Genomic DNA, 15,278 nt, shown 5'->3' with positions numbered 1-15,278 from the left:
ATAACAAAAAATAATTATGGCTGAACAAAATAAATCAACAACGTTTCAACCGTTCGTTCCTGCAAATCAATTAATGCCGGAATTTACAATGAAATCGATCCTGATGGGAGCATTCTTCGGAATTCTCTTTGGCGCCGCAACAGTGTATCTTGCTTTGAAAGCGGGACTCACCGTTTCCGCTTCGATTCCAATTGCAGTTCTTGCAATTTCCATCGGAAGAAAATTATTGAAGACAACAATCCTCGAAAACAATATTATTCAAACAGCAGGTTCTGCAGGTGAATCAATAGCAGCGGGAGTTGTTTTCACGCTTCCGGGATTTCTTTTTCTTTCGATTCAAGATAACGGACAAGGTGTGGGAACAGAATATTTCAATTACTGGACAATATTTACGCTTGCAATGTTCGGGGGATTGCTTGGAACAATGATGATGATTCCGCTGCGTCGCTCGTTGATTGTGAATGAACACGCAACGCTTCCGTATCCCGAAGGAACTGCGTGTGCTTCTGTTCTTATTGCCGGAGAAAAAGGCGGCGATTTTGCTCGAACAGCATATATCGGCGTTGGTGTTGCTCTTGTGTATGCAACGCTCCAAAAAGTTTTCCACGTGATTGCAGAAACTCCTGCGTGGGTTACGCGACAAACGAATAAATATTTTCCTTCCGCAACAATCAACGGAGAAATTACGCCCGAATATTTAGGCGTTGGTTATATTATCGGCCCCAAAATTGCCGGAGTTTTAGTTGCCGGCGGCGTTCTTGCGTGGTGCGGTTTAATTCCGTTGCTTGCTTCGCTTGTTCCTGCAGAAACAATAGCATCGCAACTTATTAAATTAGGGTACTTAAAAGATTTAGCAACGAAAGGCGGACCGGGAACGTGGGACCCGGAAACACAATCGTTTTCCAATACTGCTGTTGCTGTGTATCGCGCGTATGTTCGTCAAATTGGCGCGGGAGCAGTTGCGGCTGGTGGGTTTATTACGTTGATGAAAACTCTTCCGACCATTGTTTCTTCTTTTAAAGAAAGCGTTGCATCGTTGAAAGAAAAAAAATCCGGCGTGGCAGTTGTTCGAACGGAAAACGACCTTTCGTTTATGACGGTAATCGGCGGAAGTATCGGATTGGTTTTGTTGATGGCATTTCTTCCACAAATACCCGGCGATTCTATTATCAATAAATTGTTGATAGGTGTTCTTGTTGTCGTGTTTGGATTTTTCTTCGTTACTGTTTCAAGCCGCATCGTCGGAATTATTGGTTCCTCATCGAATCCAATTTCAGGAATGACGATTGCAACTTTGATGGGAACGAGTTTGATTTTCATCGCAGTCGGTTGGACAGGAAAATTTTTCGAACCGATGGCGCTTGTTGTCGGTGGCATGATATGTATAGCAGCCGCAAACGCCGGTGCGACATCGCAGGATTTGAAAACAGGTTATATTGTTGGAGCAACGCCGAAGTATCAACAATTGAGTTTATTTATCGGCGCGGTTGTTTCTTCCATTGTAATTGGGCTCACCATACAAGTTCTTGATAATCCAACACCGGATATGGTCGCACAAGGAATTACACACGCAATTGGCAGTGATAAATTTCCCGCACCGCAAGGAACATTGATGGCAACATTGATAAAGGGATTACTCTCGTTTAATCTCGATTGGCAATTTGTTTTAGTTGGAGTTTTTCTAGCAATCACAATGGAACTATGCGGCGTGAAAGCATTATCGTTTGCAGTGGGCGCGTATCTTCCTCTTTCCACTACGCTTCCGATTTTTGCCGGCGGCGCAATAAAAGGAATTGCAGATTGGGTTGCAAAGAGAAAAGGCGAAGAAGCAGAAGATGCCGAATTAGGAAAAGGAAGTTTATTTGCGACAGGACTTGTAGCGGGCGGTGCGCTTGCTGGAGTAATTGTTGCGTTGCTTTCTGTGAACGATGAAGTATTTCACGCGCTTGAATCCATCAATATGGAACACGGAATTACAGCAGTTCTCGGCGCTTCCGGCTTTGAATTGTTGGGCGTTGCATTTTTTGCGGCGATGGGACTTTATTTATTTATGACGGCGCGGAAGAAATAAATCTTCTTTGCAAAGAAAATTACAAAGGCGTTATACAAAAAAAGTGTAACGCCTTTTATACAATGACAATGTTATTAAAACTCAAAACTATATTTTTCGTTTTGCTTTTATCTATTCCAATAATTGGGAAAAGCGAAAAAGATTCAGTTGTTGAGAATCGTAATTTGGATGAATACGGATGGATTATGGTAACATCGGTGGAGGAGGAACCGGAGGAACCGGAGGAATTGCTGGAGTAATAAGCGGTTATTATCAAAAGGATAACACTCTTTATGGCTTTTCGTATCATCGAATAGAAGAATTTGTACTCTTTAGCGAATCAAATCCAAAACCTTACGAATATATTTCCGAATACTCCTTCTTGTATGGGAAAGTTGAACGCTCGCGTTGGGGAATGGTCTCTGCAAGTTCGGGAATTGGGTTTGTGAATGGAATTCTTCGAGGAAAGCAGAAAGATTATCCTCAATACGAACCAAATAAAATTTCTACGATAGGAATTCCAATAGATTTGCAAGCGTATTTTACGCCGTTTCCGTTTTTTGGAATGGGAATAAATTTGTTTTCAAATTTCAATTTACAGAAATCAGTGTTTGGGATTGCGATAGGAATTCAAGTTGGTTATCTATGGAATAAGTTTTAATTGCACTTGCACCTGCTTTTTGTTTTCAGTAGTTTTGTGCCGTTTTTTATACATCAAGCAGTTAATTACTATGTCACTTCCCCCATCATTACAACCACAACTCGTTTGGAAATATTTTTCTGAAATTGCAAACGTTCCGCGTCCGTCGAAGCACGAAGAACGCATTTCTCAATACATTCTTGACACGGCAAAAAAACTTGGACTGAAAGCAAAGCAAGACAAGTTTATGAATGTTGTTGTTCTAAAACCGGCATCGAAAGGAAAAGAAAAACAGAAAAGTATTTGCTTGCAAGGACATCTCGATATGGTGTGCGAAAAAAATTCCGACAAAGTTCACGACTTTATGAAAGACCCTATTGAACTCGTCGTGAAAGGAAACGTGCTGATGGCAAATGGCACAACACTTGGCGCGGATAATGGAATCGCTGTTGCTACAATGCTGGCAATTGCCGAAGATACATCACTTGAACATCCCGCGCTCGAACTTCTTTTCACCGTTGACGAAGAAACTGGACTTACCGGCGCGGCGAATTTACAAAAAGGATTTGTGCAAAGTAAAACAATGATGAACCTCGACAGCGAAGAAGAAGGCGCGGTTTATGTTGGTTGTAGCGGAGGAAAAGATACAACGGGAATGTGGAAAATTATTTGGGAAAAAGTTCCGCATACGTTTGTTCCGTTTTTGCTGGAGGTAAAGGGTTTACGCGGCGGACATTCCGGTTTGGAAATTGATAAAGGTCGCGGCAATGCGGTTAAAATAATCAATCGTGTTCTTCTGAAACTTTCTGAATTTGGAGCGCGTCTTTCTTCAATAAAAGGCGGTGATAAACGCAACGCGATTCCGCGCGAATGTACAGCAACAATTCTTGTCCCGAAAAAATCAGGAAGCGATGTAAAAGGTATTGTGAATGAAATGAATACAATAATAAAAGCGGAACTTTCATCAGTCGAGCCGGATTTGAAAATTTCTGTATCTGAAATTGAACAATCACAAGTGAAAGGAAAAAAGAAAATTCAATGGAGAGTTTTGAAATCTGCGGCGCAGAGAAATTTGTTGCGCACGATTTCTTCTCTTCCACACGGCGTAACAAAAATGAGTGCGGAAATTTCATGGCTTGTGGAAACATCAACCAACGTTGCTTCGATAGTAACGAACGATAAATCTGTTGTGATTGCAACAAGTCAGCGTAGTTCGGTTGCGTCGGAAATATTCGAAATATGCGATACGGTCGAACATATTTTTCTTCTCGGCGGTGCGAGCGTACAACACAGCGACGGTTATCCCGGATGGAAACCGAATATGGGTTCACCGATTTTGAAAACTGCAAAAGAAACATACAAAAAACTCTATGGAAAAGAGCCGGCAGTAAAAGCAATTCATGCGGGATTGGAATGTGGAATTATCGGCGAGCGTTTTCCCGGAATGGATATGGTTTCGTTCGGTCCTACGCTCGAAGGCGTTCACTCACCAGATGAAAAAATTTATATTGATACGGTAGATAAGTTTTGGAGATTTTTGTTGGTGATTTTGAAGAATGTGAATTAAATCTCACGCAAAGTCGCGAAGATGCAAAGAAATTTTTTTTGCGTCTTTGCGTGAGAAAGAAATTAGACGTTATACAAAAGTGTAACGTCTTTCTTTTTAAAATGTAATGACGAAAAAGAAAAATAAATCAATCAGCAAAGTCAACGAACCAATTTCTCCCTACGCTTTCTACAAAAAGCGGGAAGAAAGAATTGAAGATGTTCGTTTAACGCATTTCGAACAAACGGATATTGAACTCACCGAAGAATTTCGTTCCGCGCTCGATGTGATGGAAAATACGAACGAACATCTTTTCATCACGGGAAATGCGGGAACTGGAAAATCTACATTGCTGCGATACTTCCGCAACACGACAAAGAAAAACGTCGCGGTTGTTGCGCCGACGGGAATTGCGGCACTCAATGCGGGAGGAAAAACGATACACTCTTTCTTTCGTTTTAAAACAGGACTTATAGATTTTTCTCAAATCAAACGCTCGTATCGCCGCGAATTGTATCAGCATCTTGATACTCTTGTCATTGACGAAGTTTCGATGTTGCGCGCGGATTTGCTCGATGCGATGGATAAATTTCTTCGACTGAATGCGCGTAACGGAACGCTTCCTTTCGGCGGTGTGCAAATTATTTTCATCGGCGATTTGTTTCAACTTCCTCCCGTGGTGCGTGATGATGAACAGTTTCTTTTTTCTACGCAATGGGATACTCAATATTTTTTTAGCGCGCAATGCGTGAAACAAATTTCGCTTCGTCATTTTGAACTCACGCATTTCTTTCGTCATCAATCTGATAATGTGCTTTTAAAAATTCTCAATAAACTTCGCCATGGGAATATTGATGAAGAAACATTTCTTCATATCAATCAACGGCATCAAAAACCGGCAACCGAAAATTTTATTACACTTACTGCGACCAATGCTGTAGCAGATAATCGCAACGCAATGAAACTCAAACAACTTTCGACAAAAGAATTTTTGTATGAAGCAACAATCGCAGGAGAGTTTGAATTGGATAAAACGCGATTTCCATCGCCACACGAATTGCGTTTGAAAAAAGGCGCGCAAGTAATGTTCACGCGAAATGATAATTCAGAGTTTCGCTGGGTGAACGGAACGCTGGGAAAAATTTCTGAACTTGACGAAGAAACAATCGAAGTGGAAATTTTTGAAAACGGTGAAACGAAAAAAGTTGAAATAAAACCGGTTTCGTGGGAGAATATGAGTTATCGTTTCGATGAGGAAGAACAAAAAATTGTGGAAGAAGTGCGCGGACGATTTACGCAATATCCGCTTACGCTTGCGTGGGCGACAACAATTCACAAAAGCCAAGGCAAAACACTTGATAACGTATTGATTGATTTGGGTTACGGGGCATTTGCTCACGGACAGTTGTATGTTGCGTTAAGTCGTTGCAGAACATTAAACGGAATATTCTTGCAACGCCCGATTCGTCCGCAAGATATAATTGTGGATGAGCGAATTGTGAATTTTTTTGAGCGAGTGAAGAATGGAAAAATTGAAGTTTGAAGTTCCAATTTGTTTTCAGTAGTTTTGTGCGCGAAAAATTTAATCACCCATACATTACAAAATCAAGCTAACTTATGAACTCAACACTTAAAACCGGAATCGTTATCGGCATTGCTTGTGCCATGTGGATATTTATTCAGGGAATTACGGGATGGTATAAAGACCCCGTAATGTCGAGTACGTTTTTCCTTGTCATACTTATCGAAATCGGAGTTCTCGTGTGGGGCTTGAAACAATCGGAAAAAGAAAATTTGTACGGTAAACAAGTGATTTCCGGAACAGTCGCTTCGCTCATTGCCGGGGTAATTTTATTTTTCAATTCCCTGTTGTTCACTGCGGTTCTTTATCCGAATTTTTTTAACGACGTGGAAACGATGCAAACAACAATGCTCAAAAGCGAAGGAAAATCCGACGAAGAAATTTCGAAAATAATTGCTTTCTCAAATGTGCCTCAACGTTACTCGGCGTGAGGTTTCACTATAAATTTGGTTGAGACAACACACTATGCACCTATCATATTACGTTATTACTATCGCACTCATCGTTGCGTTTCAGAAACAGAAAGAAAATCCTCATGTTGCGAGCGGAAGCCGCTTTCCTAATTTGTTTGTTGAAAACGGAAACCGGAAAAGCCCGCAAATGGTTCACGATGATAACGGCAAATTCCCGGATGTCCCGTCAATGGTCCCGCGCTTGCTGGAAACGGACATAACGTAGCAATTGCGTGGACAAATCCTTCCAACAATGGATGGAACATTGAAACGAAATGGATTCGCATTGATGAACTTCCGACGAAATAAATCGGGATTTTGGGAAACTTTGTTTGTGCGTTGATTTCTTCATAAAGATTTTTTACATTTAACCTGTTTTCTCAAGCGCCTATGCAAGAACCGGAATTCCTCCAGAAAAAAAATTCGCAATGGCAGATGCAGAAAAAATTCAAGCATCTCTGGAATAATAAAAAAGTAAAACTCTTTTTTATCGTTTCGCTTCTTTTTTTACTGATAATGCTGTTGAGCAGTAGAAGCGTATTCACGCATATTGATTTAAAAAACAAAAACGAAGCGCTCGAACAACAACATGTGCGCAATTCTATTGAACTGCAATTATACCGAGACACCATCAATGCGTTAAAAAACAACAATGCGTGGTTCATTGAAAAATATGCGCGCGAAAATTTTAATATGTCAAAACCAGATGAAACGGTGTATATACTCGTTCCGAATACGAAAGAAGGAAAAAACGCAATTCAACGACGCAAATAAAAAGTGATTCTCTGATTTTTCTCCTTCGAAAACATTGACTTCCTGCCGATGGAACTATTTCCTACCAACAACATTCCACAAAAGAAAACCCATGTGTTACAGAAACATAACGCACCGCTTGCAGAACGATTACGCCCCATAACTCTTGACAATTTTGTCGGACAAACACATTTACTCGGCGAAGGAAAACCACTTTCGTTATTAATTGCAAGCGGCGAAATTCCCTCGATGATTTTTTGGGGACCGCCGGGAACGGGAAAAACAACGCTCGCACGAATTCTTGCCAATAATATTTCCGCAGAATTTTTTCAACTCAATGCAGTATCTTCCGGAGTAAAAGAAGTGCGCGACGTTATTTCCCGCGCAGAACTCAATCGCAAACGCTTGAACAAACGAACTATTCTCTTCATTGACGAAATTCATCGTTTCAACAAAGCGCAGCAAGATGCATTGTTGCACTGTGTTGAAGAAGGAATCGTAACATTGATTGGCGCAACGACAGAAAATCCATCGTTTGAAGTTATCTCGCCGTTGCTTTCTCGTTGTCGCGTGTACGTTCTCGCATCTCTTGGCAAAGATGATTTCAATTTTATTATTGAACGTGCATTGAGAGAAGATGAAGTTTTGAAGCGTGAAAAAATTTCTTTGGGAAATGACGAACGTGATTTGCTGATGTTGCTTTCTGCCGGCGATGCGCGAATGTTATTGAACGGCTTGGAAATTGCAGTTCGCTTATCAAAACTAAACGCAAACAAAGAAAAAATTCTTTCAGCAAAAATAATTGAAGAAGCATTTCAACGAAAGTATGCGAAGTACGATAAAGCGGGAGAAGAACATTACAACACGATTTCTGCGTTCATAAAAAGTTTACGCGGAAGCGACCCCGATGCATCGGTGTATTATCTCGCGCGAATGTTGGATGCGGGAGAAGATATTTTATTCATTGCGCGGAGAATGGTAATTCTTGCAAGCGAAGATATCGGCAACGCAAATCCGCAAGCATTAGTTTTGGCAACGTCGTGTTTTCAATCTATTCATTATATAGGAATGCCGGAAGCGAGAATTATTCTTTCGCAAACGGCAATTTATCTTGCGTCATCACCGAAAAGCAACGCATCGTATTTTGCAATTGAAAATGCAATGGAAGATGTTGTGAAATTGCAAAACCTTCCGATTCCTCTGCATTTGCGCAACGCTCCGACAAAATTGATGAAAGAACTCAACTACGGAAAAGATTACAAATACGCTCATCATTACGAAGGCAATTTTATCGAAACGCAATACTTACCTGATAACTTGAAAAATAAAATTTACTACGAACCAACTGAAAATGGCGAGGAGCAAACGATAAAAGAGCGGTTGAAAAACTGGTGGATGAAAAAGAGAAAGTAAACTTGTATATTCTCCAAAAAATTTTCAATGCGTATTTATCTTGATGTCTGTTGCCTGAATCGCCCGTTTGACAATCAATTACAGGATAGAATTCGTATGGAGGCTGAAGCAGTTCGGACAATTCTTCATCGTTCACAAACGCTTGGTTGGAACATTGTCAACAGCGAAGTAATAGAATTTGAAATTGAACAAATGCCTGATGAAATAAAAAAGCAAAAAGTTACTCGATTACTGAAAACGGCGAATGAATTTGTTCGCGTAAATTCTTTTATCGAGAAACGCGCTAAAGAACTACAAACATTTTCATTCTCCTTGCTTGATGCTCTCCATCTTGCTTGCGCAGAATCTGCTCGAACAAGTTATCTTTTAACTACGGACGACGCATTCGAACGTAAAACAAACAAAAGAAAAAATATAGTACATTTCACCGTTCTCAATCCACTTACTTTTATTACAAACGAAGTTCACTATGGCTACAACAATTGAAGAAAATCCGATTGCATTGCGAAAAGCAGGAATTGATGCACTCTCGAAAGCATTAGGTCCTCTTGGAATGACTCGTTTTTTACAGCAATTCGAAATCGGAAGCGGTAACTACACAGAAGAACGTTCCGAACTTTTGAAAGAACTCTCAATGGAAACTGTTCTTCAGGAAATAAAAAAGCGACGAAGAAAAAAAGAAAAATGAAACCCCTTCTCATAATTATCTTCGCATTGTTATTCCTTGAGAAAAATTTTTCTCAAGAACAACAAACCATTGCCATTCGTGCTGGAAAACTCATTGACGGCACAGGAAAGCATCCGCTCGAAAACCCTGTTATATTCATTGAAGGAAATACAATTACCGCCGTTGGAAGCAGACTTGTAGTTCCTGTAACTGCAACGGTAATTGACTTGGGAAATGCTACGCTTCTTCCGGGGTTGATTGATTGTCATACCCACCTCACGTTTCTACGCGGAAATTATTGGGAAGATAATTTTCAACGTTCGCCGATTGACCGCGCCATTCTTTCTCCATCATACGCAACAGCAACATTACTCGCTGGTTTTACAACGTGCAGAGATTTGGGAAGTAGCGAATTTGTTGATGTCGCATTGCGTAATGCAATCAACAACGGCGACATTGATGGACCTCGAATGTTTGTTGCAACACATTCGCTTTCGATTACTGGAGGACACGGAGACAGAAGCAACGTTTCTCCATTATTAGAATTTACAACGCGAAACGGCATTGCCGACGGAGTTGATGAAGTGATAAAAAAAGTTCGCGAGAATATTAAATATGGCGCGGACGAAATAAAAATTCTTGCAACGGCTGGAGTTCTTTCAGAAGAAGAAACTGTTGGCGCACAGCAATATTCGTTTGAAGAAATGAAAGCGTGCGTTGACGAAGCAACGCGTCACGGGAAAAAAGTTGCTGCGCATGCACACGGAACAGAAGGAATTAAAGCCGCGATTCGCGCAGGTGTTGCTTCGATTGAACACGGAAGTTTACTTGATGACGAAGCGATTCGATTGATGAAAGAAAAAGGTACATATTATGTTCCTACGTTATATGTCGGCGATTATTTATTGAGTGAAGGAAGTTCAAAAAACCTTCCCGAAGAACTTCAACGAAAGGCGCAATTCATCACCCCTAAAATGAAAGAGAGTTTTCAGAAAGCAATAAAAGCAGGAATCAACATTGCGTTCGGAACCGATGCGGGAGTTTTTCCACACGGAACACAAGCAAAAGAATTTTCCGTGATGGCAAACAATGGAATGTCGCCAATGCAAGCAATTCAATGCGCAACGCTTTCTGCTGCAAAACTTCTCGGAAAAGAAAATGAAATTGGTTCGCTTGAAGTTGGAAAACTTGCAGATATTATTGCGGTTGCGGGAGATCCATTGCAAAACATTTCAGAATTGGAAAAAATAATTTTTGTGATGAAGAACGGTATTATTTACAAAGGGAGAAATTATGAAATCAAAAAATAAATCTATGAAAGACAATCTTGCAATCGGAATTGACATCGGCGGAACGTTTATCAAAGCGGCGCTCATTGATACCAAAGGAACAATACTGTTTCAAACACGCCACGAATCATTTGCGGGAGAAAATCCCAATGTTGTGCTCGAACAAGTAACGTTGTGCGTCAATGAATTGTTGCAAGAATACACGGATCAACATACGTCGTTTTCCAACATAGTCGGAATCGGGATCGGATGCCCCGGAATCGTAGAATGGGAAACCGGTACCGTAAAATATCCACCGAATTTTTCGCATTGGGAAGAAATAAATTTAGAGAAAGAATTTGCAAAACGATATTCACTCCCTGTAAAAGTAGAAAATGATGCAAATGTTGCGGCGCTCGCAGAAGCAAAATATGGCAGCGGTAAAGAAAAAAAGAATTTTATTTTTGTCGTGTGGGGAACAGGAATCGGAGGCGGAATTATTATGGATGGAAAAATTTATCACGGACGAAAAGGCGGAGCCGGAGAAATTGGTCATATCTCGATTGATTACAACGGGCTTCTGTGCAACTGCGGAAATAAAGGATGTGTTGAACGTTATATTGGACAACGTTATCTCTCTACAAAAGTGCGTGAACGATTGGAAAAACTTCCGCAGGAAATTCTCACGCGGCAAACAATGTACGAACTCGTTGACGGCAATTTGAAAAATCTGGAACTCTCAACCGTCGCAAACGCCGCACACCGACGCGATGCTCTTGCTCACGAGATAATGGTGGAAGCCGCATCGCTGTTGGGAATTGCGCTTGCTTCTGCAGTGAACTTGCTTGATATTCCAACAATTATTCTTGGAGGTGGAGTTGCCGCGGCTGGTCCATATCTTCTTGAATCGGTGGAAAAATCTATGCGAGCACATGTTCTTCATCCTCATCAAAACGAGTGTTCTGTTCTTCCCGCAACGTTGGAAAACACAGCAGGAATGTTAGGTGCAGCGAGTTTAGTTTTAAACTGATGTGAGATGTGCGATTTGGGATGTGCGTAAATTTTTCGACAACGTAATCACTTTGTGTCTTCGTGTCTATGTGTTTAAAACTTTTTACAACAAAGACACAAAGGCACGAAGATTTTTTTTCTTTCCTCTTTTCTTACTTCTACTTTCGACAAATCTTTTTTCTCAAACAAAAGATTCTCTCTCTACTTCTGTTGATTCTCTAAAAACAGATTCGACAAAAATTTCTCCCAAAGAAAAAAATAGCAACGACATTGATACACTTGTAACGTATTCTGCAAGCGATTCGATTGCGTTTTCTTTGCAATCGAATACGATGGAGATGTACAAAAAAGGAAACGTGAAATACCGCAGTATGGATTTGAACGCTCATCATATTTCGATGGAATGGGATTCGTCGCTTGTGATTGCAACGGGAGACACGGCAAAAGAAACCTTGCAGGAAATTCAAAATGATACTTCTCTCCACGGCGAGTCTTCGACTCAACAAAAGAAAAAACAAACGGCAGAAGACGAAAAAAAACAGCGGCAAGGTTTGAAAGCAAAACTTGTTGACGGAGGTGAAGAATATTATGGTGAACAACTTTCCTACAATTTTAAATCGCAAAAAGGAAGAATCATTCTCGCAGAAACACAAATTGACGCAGGATATTATTACGGCGAAAAAATAAAACGCATCAAGAACGATGTCATTTACGTTGCCGATGGTCGCTACACAACGTGCAATCTCGACACGCCGCATTTTTATTTTTATTCTCCGAAGATGAAACTCGTTCCGCGCAATCGAGTTGTTGCCGAACCGATTTATCTCTACATCGCCGATGCTCCGGTGTTTGCGCTACCGTTCGGAGTTTTTCCCAACAAAAGCGGACGACGTTCCGGTTTAATTGCTCCGGCGTACGGCGAAGACGGACGTTTCGGACGATACTTGCAACATCTCGGATATTATTGGGCAATTGATGATTATATGGATGCGAAAGTTACAACCGATTTATTTATGAAGGGAAGTTATTCCCTTGCTGCGGATTATCGTTATACGTTGCGTTATCTTTTCAGTGGCGGTCTTTCGGGAAATTATCGCTCGTATCGGTACAATGAAAAAACCGATGGAGATTATTCCCGCGAAGAAGCGTACAACGTTGGCATCAATCATCATCAGGAAATTGACCCGACATCAAAAGTTGACGTTGATTTTCGGTTTGCAAGCAGTAATTCCTATGTGCTGACGAATAATTACAATGATGCTTTGCGTCAGTCAATTGAATCGCGCGCTTCGTATTCAAAGTTTTGGGAAAACACGCCGCATAGTTTTTCTGCGGCAATTACTCGCTCACAAAATCTTCGAGATAAAAGTTTGAGCGCAACGTTTCCTTCACTTTCATTTTCTCGTTCCATTACGTATCCGTTTAGAAGTAAAAATTCCACATCTGATTTTAAGTGGTACGAACTCATCGGTTACAATTACAACGTAAATGCATCAAATTCGCAATCGAAAACATTTGAGAAAGTCGGGGGAATAAAATTTAACGACAACGGAATTATTTCTTTTAAAACGGCAGAATCATTTAGCAGAACAACAAATCGCTCAATGTCGCAAAGTTCGAGTATAAGTTTTACGCCGAAACTCGGCTACTTTTCTGTGTCGCCTTTTTTCAATATCAACGAATCACGTTCTTATTCACGTAACGAACAACCGAAAAGAGATTCGCTTGATAGTTCACTCACGTTTGATACAACAAAAACATGGCGCACAACGGGAAATATTTCAGACGGAATTTCTCTCGGAACAAGATTATACGGAATGACGCAGCCGAATATGCTTGGCATTAGCGCGTTTCGTCATACGTTTTCGCCGTCGCTTTCGTTCACACATTCGAAACAAATTTACGGAAAGGGAGCGCCCGATGCTTCGATGACACTTGGTTTCGGTGCAGGAAATAATTTTGAAATGAAGACAATCCCGAATCCAAATGACACGCTTGACAAAGGAAAGAAAATTCAGTTGCTCAATTTGAGTTTCAGTACTGGATATGATTTCAATCGCGATAGTTTGAATTTCAATGAGGTCGGTTTCAATTACAATTCAAACGTTGCGGATATTGTGAATATTGGCGGCGGCGGTTCGTATAATTTGTATCAACTCGATAATACTACCAAACCAACACATAGGATAAACAGGTTTTATTTACGTGAAGGAAAATTTGGCGACTTAACAAACATTCGGTTTTCGCTTTCCACTTCACTTTCCAACGAGCGAATAAAAAGTTTCTTTGAGAAAGAAAAAGTAAATTCATCAACAGAAATTGATTCAACTCAAACGAACAATGAGCAAAATAATATTTCTGAAACCGAAGAACAACCGGTTTTGCCTTGGTCAATAAGTTTGTCGTGGGATTTTTCGCAAAGTCAGCAAGGTGGAGTAATCAATGGAAGAAATTCTTCGCTCAATGGAAGTTTAAGTTTTTCTCTCACACAGAATTGGAAATTCTCTACGTCGGCAAATTATGATTTAGTTTCGAAGCAATTTGTCGTTCCGTCCATTAATATCAGTAGAAATTTACATTGCTGGGCGATGGAATTTAGTTGGGTGCCGACAGGATTGTACCGCAGTTGGCGATTTGAAATTCATATTCTCGATTCTCAATTGCAAGATGTGAAGTTGACGAAGTCGAGAAGTTCGAGAGGAATTTATGATTGATTTTTTTATAGAACACGGATAACACTGATTGAACTGATAATCACTGATAATTTTTATCCGTTTAAATCCGTAACATCCGTGTCATCTGTGTTCTATTCCAAACAAAAATTTTATGAGCGACTTACTTCACAAAGACATCACCGATAAAATACTCCAAGCGTTTTTCAAAGTCTATAATACGCTTGGCTATGGATTTCTTGAAAAAGTTTATGAGAATGCTATGTTTATTGAACTTTGTGCAATGGGTCTACACATTGAAAAACAGAAACAGATAAAAGTATATTACAATAATAACATTGTCGGTGATTACGTTGCAGATTTGATTGCCAATAACTGCGTAATCATAGAACTCAAAGCCGCAGAAAATATTGCGGAAGAACACGAGTTTCAACTTATCAATTACTTAAGAGCAACAGAAATTGAAGTCGGTTTGTTGCTTAATTTTGGAAAGACTCCACAATTCAAAAGAAAAATTTTTACTAACGATTTTAAGAGATAGAACACGGATAACACTGATTGAACTGATAATCACTGATTATTATCCGTTTTAATCCGCTTAATCTGTGTCATCAGTGTTCTATTAAAATTATATTTCACCACATAACCACAAACTACATTGAGCGACAGAGAAATTATTTTTTCGATGGTTGGCGTTGGGAAAGTTCACAAACCCAATCGCCAGGTTTTAAAAGACATTTACCTTTCATTTTTTTACGGCGCGAAAATCGGCGTGCTCGGATTAAACGGCGCGGGGAAAAGTTCGCTCCTTCGCATTATTGCAGGCGAGGACAAAGATTATCTCGGCACGATAAACTCACAAAAAGGAATTACGTTCGGCTATCTTCCACAAGAACCGTTGCTCGACAATAACAAAACCGTAAAAGAAATTGTCGAAGAAGGCGTTGCGCCGATTGTAAAACTTCTGAAAGAGTACAACGAAATTTCCGAAAAGTTTTCTGACCCCGATGCCGATTTCGATAAACTGTTGGAGAAGCAAGGAAAACTGCAAGAGCAAATCGAACATTTGAACGCGTGGGATATTGACAGCAAACTCGAACAAGCGCTCGATGCGTTGCGTTGTCCCGATGGAGATACAAAAGTTTCTGTGCTTTCCGGCGGCGAGCGAAGACGTGTTGCGTTGTGCAGATTGATGCTGCAAGAACCCGATGTTCTTTTGTTAGA

At 40.4% G+C, this 15,278-nt stretch carries 15 protein-coding genes; 14 read left to right on the top strand and 1 reads right to left on the bottom strand.

Annotated elements, in window-relative coordinates; genetic code table 11:
• Nucleotides 1-16: 16 nt before the first annotated feature.
• The 5 genes from FJ218_08285 (at nt 17) to FJ218_08265 (ending at nt 6,249) form a co-directional block, all read left to right on the top strand.
• The gene (locus tag FJ218_08285; GenBank protein ID MBM4166894.1) at nt 17-2,071 is read left to right on the top strand and encodes an oligopeptide transporter, OPT family; all 2,055 of its coding nucleotides are present in this window, start codon (nt 17-19) and stop codon (nt 2,069-2,071) included.
• A gap of 178 nt (nt 2,072-2,249) precedes the next feature.
• Nucleotides 2,250-2,711: a hypothetical protein gene (locus FJ218_08280; protein MBM4166893.1), complete on the top strand. Its 462-nt coding sequence runs from the start codon at nt 2,250-2,252 to the stop codon at nt 2,709-2,711.
• A gap of 70 nt (nt 2,712-2,781) precedes the next feature.
• A complete protein-coding gene (locus FJ218_08275; GenBank protein ID MBM4166892.1) occupies nt 2,782-4,257 on the top strand; it encodes an aminoacyl-histidine dipeptidase in 1,476 nt (491 codons plus the stop codon).
• 106 nt (nt 4,258-4,363) lie between these two features.
• Nucleotides 4,364-5,779, top strand: a complete 1,416-nt coding sequence (locus tag FJ218_08270) for an AAA family ATPase (protein ID MBM4166891.1) — start codon at nt 4,364-4,366, stop codon at nt 5,777-5,779.
• A gap of 74 nt (nt 5,780-5,853) precedes the next feature.
• The gene (locus tag FJ218_08265) at nt 5,854-6,249 is read left to right on the top strand and encodes a DUF4199 domain-containing protein (protein MBM4166890.1); all 396 of its coding nucleotides are present in this window, start codon (nt 5,854-5,856) and stop codon (nt 6,247-6,249) included.
• A 128-nt stretch (nt 6,250-6,377) separates the two neighbouring features.
• Here the strand turns inward: FJ218_08265 and FJ218_08260 are convergent, their stop codons facing one another.
• Entirely contained in the window at nt 6,378-6,557 is a 180-nt protein-coding gene (locus FJ218_08260) for a hypothetical protein (protein MBM4166889.1), read from the bottom strand.
• 103 nt (nt 6,558-6,660) lie between these two features.
• Between FJ218_08260 and FJ218_08255 the strand changes: the two genes are divergently transcribed.
• The 9 genes from FJ218_08255 to FJ218_08215 all read left to right on the top strand — a co-directional run.
• Entirely contained in the window at nt 6,661-7,044 is a 384-nt protein-coding gene (locus FJ218_08255; protein MBM4166888.1) for a hypothetical protein, read from the top strand.
• A 48-nt stretch (nt 7,045-7,092) separates the two neighbouring features.
• On the top strand, nt 7,093-8,436 hold the full coding sequence (locus tag FJ218_08250) for a replication-associated recombination protein A (GenBank protein MBM4166887.1): 1,344 nt from the start codon (nt 7,093-7,095) through the stop codon (nt 8,434-8,436).
• A 27-nt stretch (nt 8,437-8,463) separates the two neighbouring features.
• Entirely contained in the window at nt 8,464-8,922 is a 459-nt protein-coding gene (locus FJ218_08245; GenBank protein MBM4166886.1) for a type II toxin-antitoxin system VapC family toxin, read from the top strand.
• Nucleotides 8,906-9,124 (top strand): hypothetical protein, encoded by a 219-nt coding sequence (locus FJ218_08240; GenBank protein MBM4166885.1) that lies wholly within the window; start codon nt 8,906-8,908, stop codon nt 9,122-9,124. The genes FJ218_08245 and FJ218_08240 overlap by 17 nt, the downstream gene beginning before the upstream one ends.
• The gene (locus FJ218_08235) at nt 9,121-10,413 is read left to right on the top strand and encodes an amidohydrolase family protein (GenBank protein MBM4166884.1); all 1,293 of its coding nucleotides are present in this window, start codon (nt 9,121-9,123) and stop codon (nt 10,411-10,413) included. Before FJ218_08240 ends, FJ218_08235 begins: the two co-directional genes overlap by 4 nt.
• Nucleotides 10,397-11,401 (top strand): ROK family protein, encoded by a 1,005-nt coding sequence (locus tag FJ218_08230; protein MBM4166883.1) that lies wholly within the window; start codon nt 10,397-10,399, stop codon nt 11,399-11,401. Before FJ218_08235 ends, FJ218_08230 begins: the two co-directional genes overlap by 17 nt.
• 70 nt (nt 11,402-11,471) lie before the next feature.
• Complete coding sequence (locus tag FJ218_08225; protein ID MBM4166882.1) at nt 11,472-14,096, top strand: LPS-assembly protein LptD; 2,625 nt, start codon at nt 11,472-11,474, stop codon at nt 14,094-14,096.
• A gap of 112 nt (nt 14,097-14,208) precedes the next feature.
• Nucleotides 14,209-14,595, top strand: a complete 387-nt coding sequence (locus FJ218_08220) for a GxxExxY protein (GenBank protein MBM4166881.1) — start codon at nt 14,209-14,211, stop codon at nt 14,593-14,595.
• 144 nt (nt 14,596-14,739) lie between these two features.
• The coding region (locus FJ218_08215) for an ATP-binding cassette domain-containing protein (GenBank protein ID MBM4166880.1) at nt 14,740-15,278 on the top strand (539 nt) is incomplete at its 3' end.

It is taken from the genome of Ignavibacteria bacterium (genome assembly GCA_016873775.1).
In the GTDB taxonomy this organism is placed as follows: Bacteria; Bacteroidota; Ignavibacteria; order UBA10030; family F1-140-MAGs086; genus JAGXRH01.
Note: the sequence above shows the minus strand (reverse complement) of the source record. Positions and strands in the feature narration are given on the sequence as shown.

Excerpts from the sequence above, each read along its gene's own strand:
- FJ218_08285 (MBM4166894.1), top strand. The coding sequence starts at position 17 with ATGGCTGAACAAAATAAATCAACAACGTTTCAACCGTTCGTTCCTGCA.
- FJ218_08280 (MBM4166893.1), top strand. The coding sequence starts at position 2,250 with ATGGATTATGGTAACATCGGTGGAGGAGGAACCGGAGGAACCGGAGGA.
- FJ218_08275 (MBM4166892.1), top strand. The coding sequence starts at position 2,782 with ATGTCACTTCCCCCATCATTACAACCACAACTCGTTTGGAAATATTTT.
- FJ218_08270 (MBM4166891.1), top strand. The coding sequence starts at position 4,364 with ATGACGAAAAAGAAAAATAAATCAATCAGCAAAGTCAACGAACCAATT.
- FJ218_08265 (MBM4166890.1), top strand. The coding sequence starts at position 5,854 with ATGAACTCAACACTTAAAACCGGAATCGTTATCGGCATTGCTTGTGCC.
- FJ218_08260 (MBM4166889.1), bottom strand. The coding sequence starts at position 6,557 with ATGCGAATCCATTTCGTTTCAATGTTCCATCCATTGTTGGAAGGATTT.
- FJ218_08255 (MBM4166888.1), top strand. The coding sequence starts at position 6,661 with ATGCAAGAACCGGAATTCCTCCAGAAAAAAAATTCGCAATGGCAGATG.
- FJ218_08250 (MBM4166887.1), top strand. The coding sequence starts at position 7,093 with ATGGAACTATTTCCTACCAACAACATTCCACAAAAGAAAACCCATGTG.
- FJ218_08245 (MBM4166886.1), top strand. The coding sequence starts at position 8,464 with ATGCGTATTTATCTTGATGTCTGTTGCCTGAATCGCCCGTTTGACAAT.
- FJ218_08240 (MBM4166885.1), top strand. The coding sequence starts at position 8,906 with ATGGCTACAACAATTGAAGAAAATCCGATTGCATTGCGAAAAGCAGGA.
- FJ218_08235 (MBM4166884.1), top strand. The coding sequence starts at position 9,121 with ATGAAACCCCTTCTCATAATTATCTTCGCATTGTTATTCCTTGAGAAA.
- FJ218_08230 (MBM4166883.1), top strand. The coding sequence starts at position 10,397 with ATGAAATCAAAAAATAAATCTATGAAAGACAATCTTGCAATCGGAATT.
- FJ218_08220 (MBM4166881.1), top strand. The coding sequence starts at position 14,209 with ATGAGCGACTTACTTCACAAAGACATCACCGATAAAATACTCCAAGCG.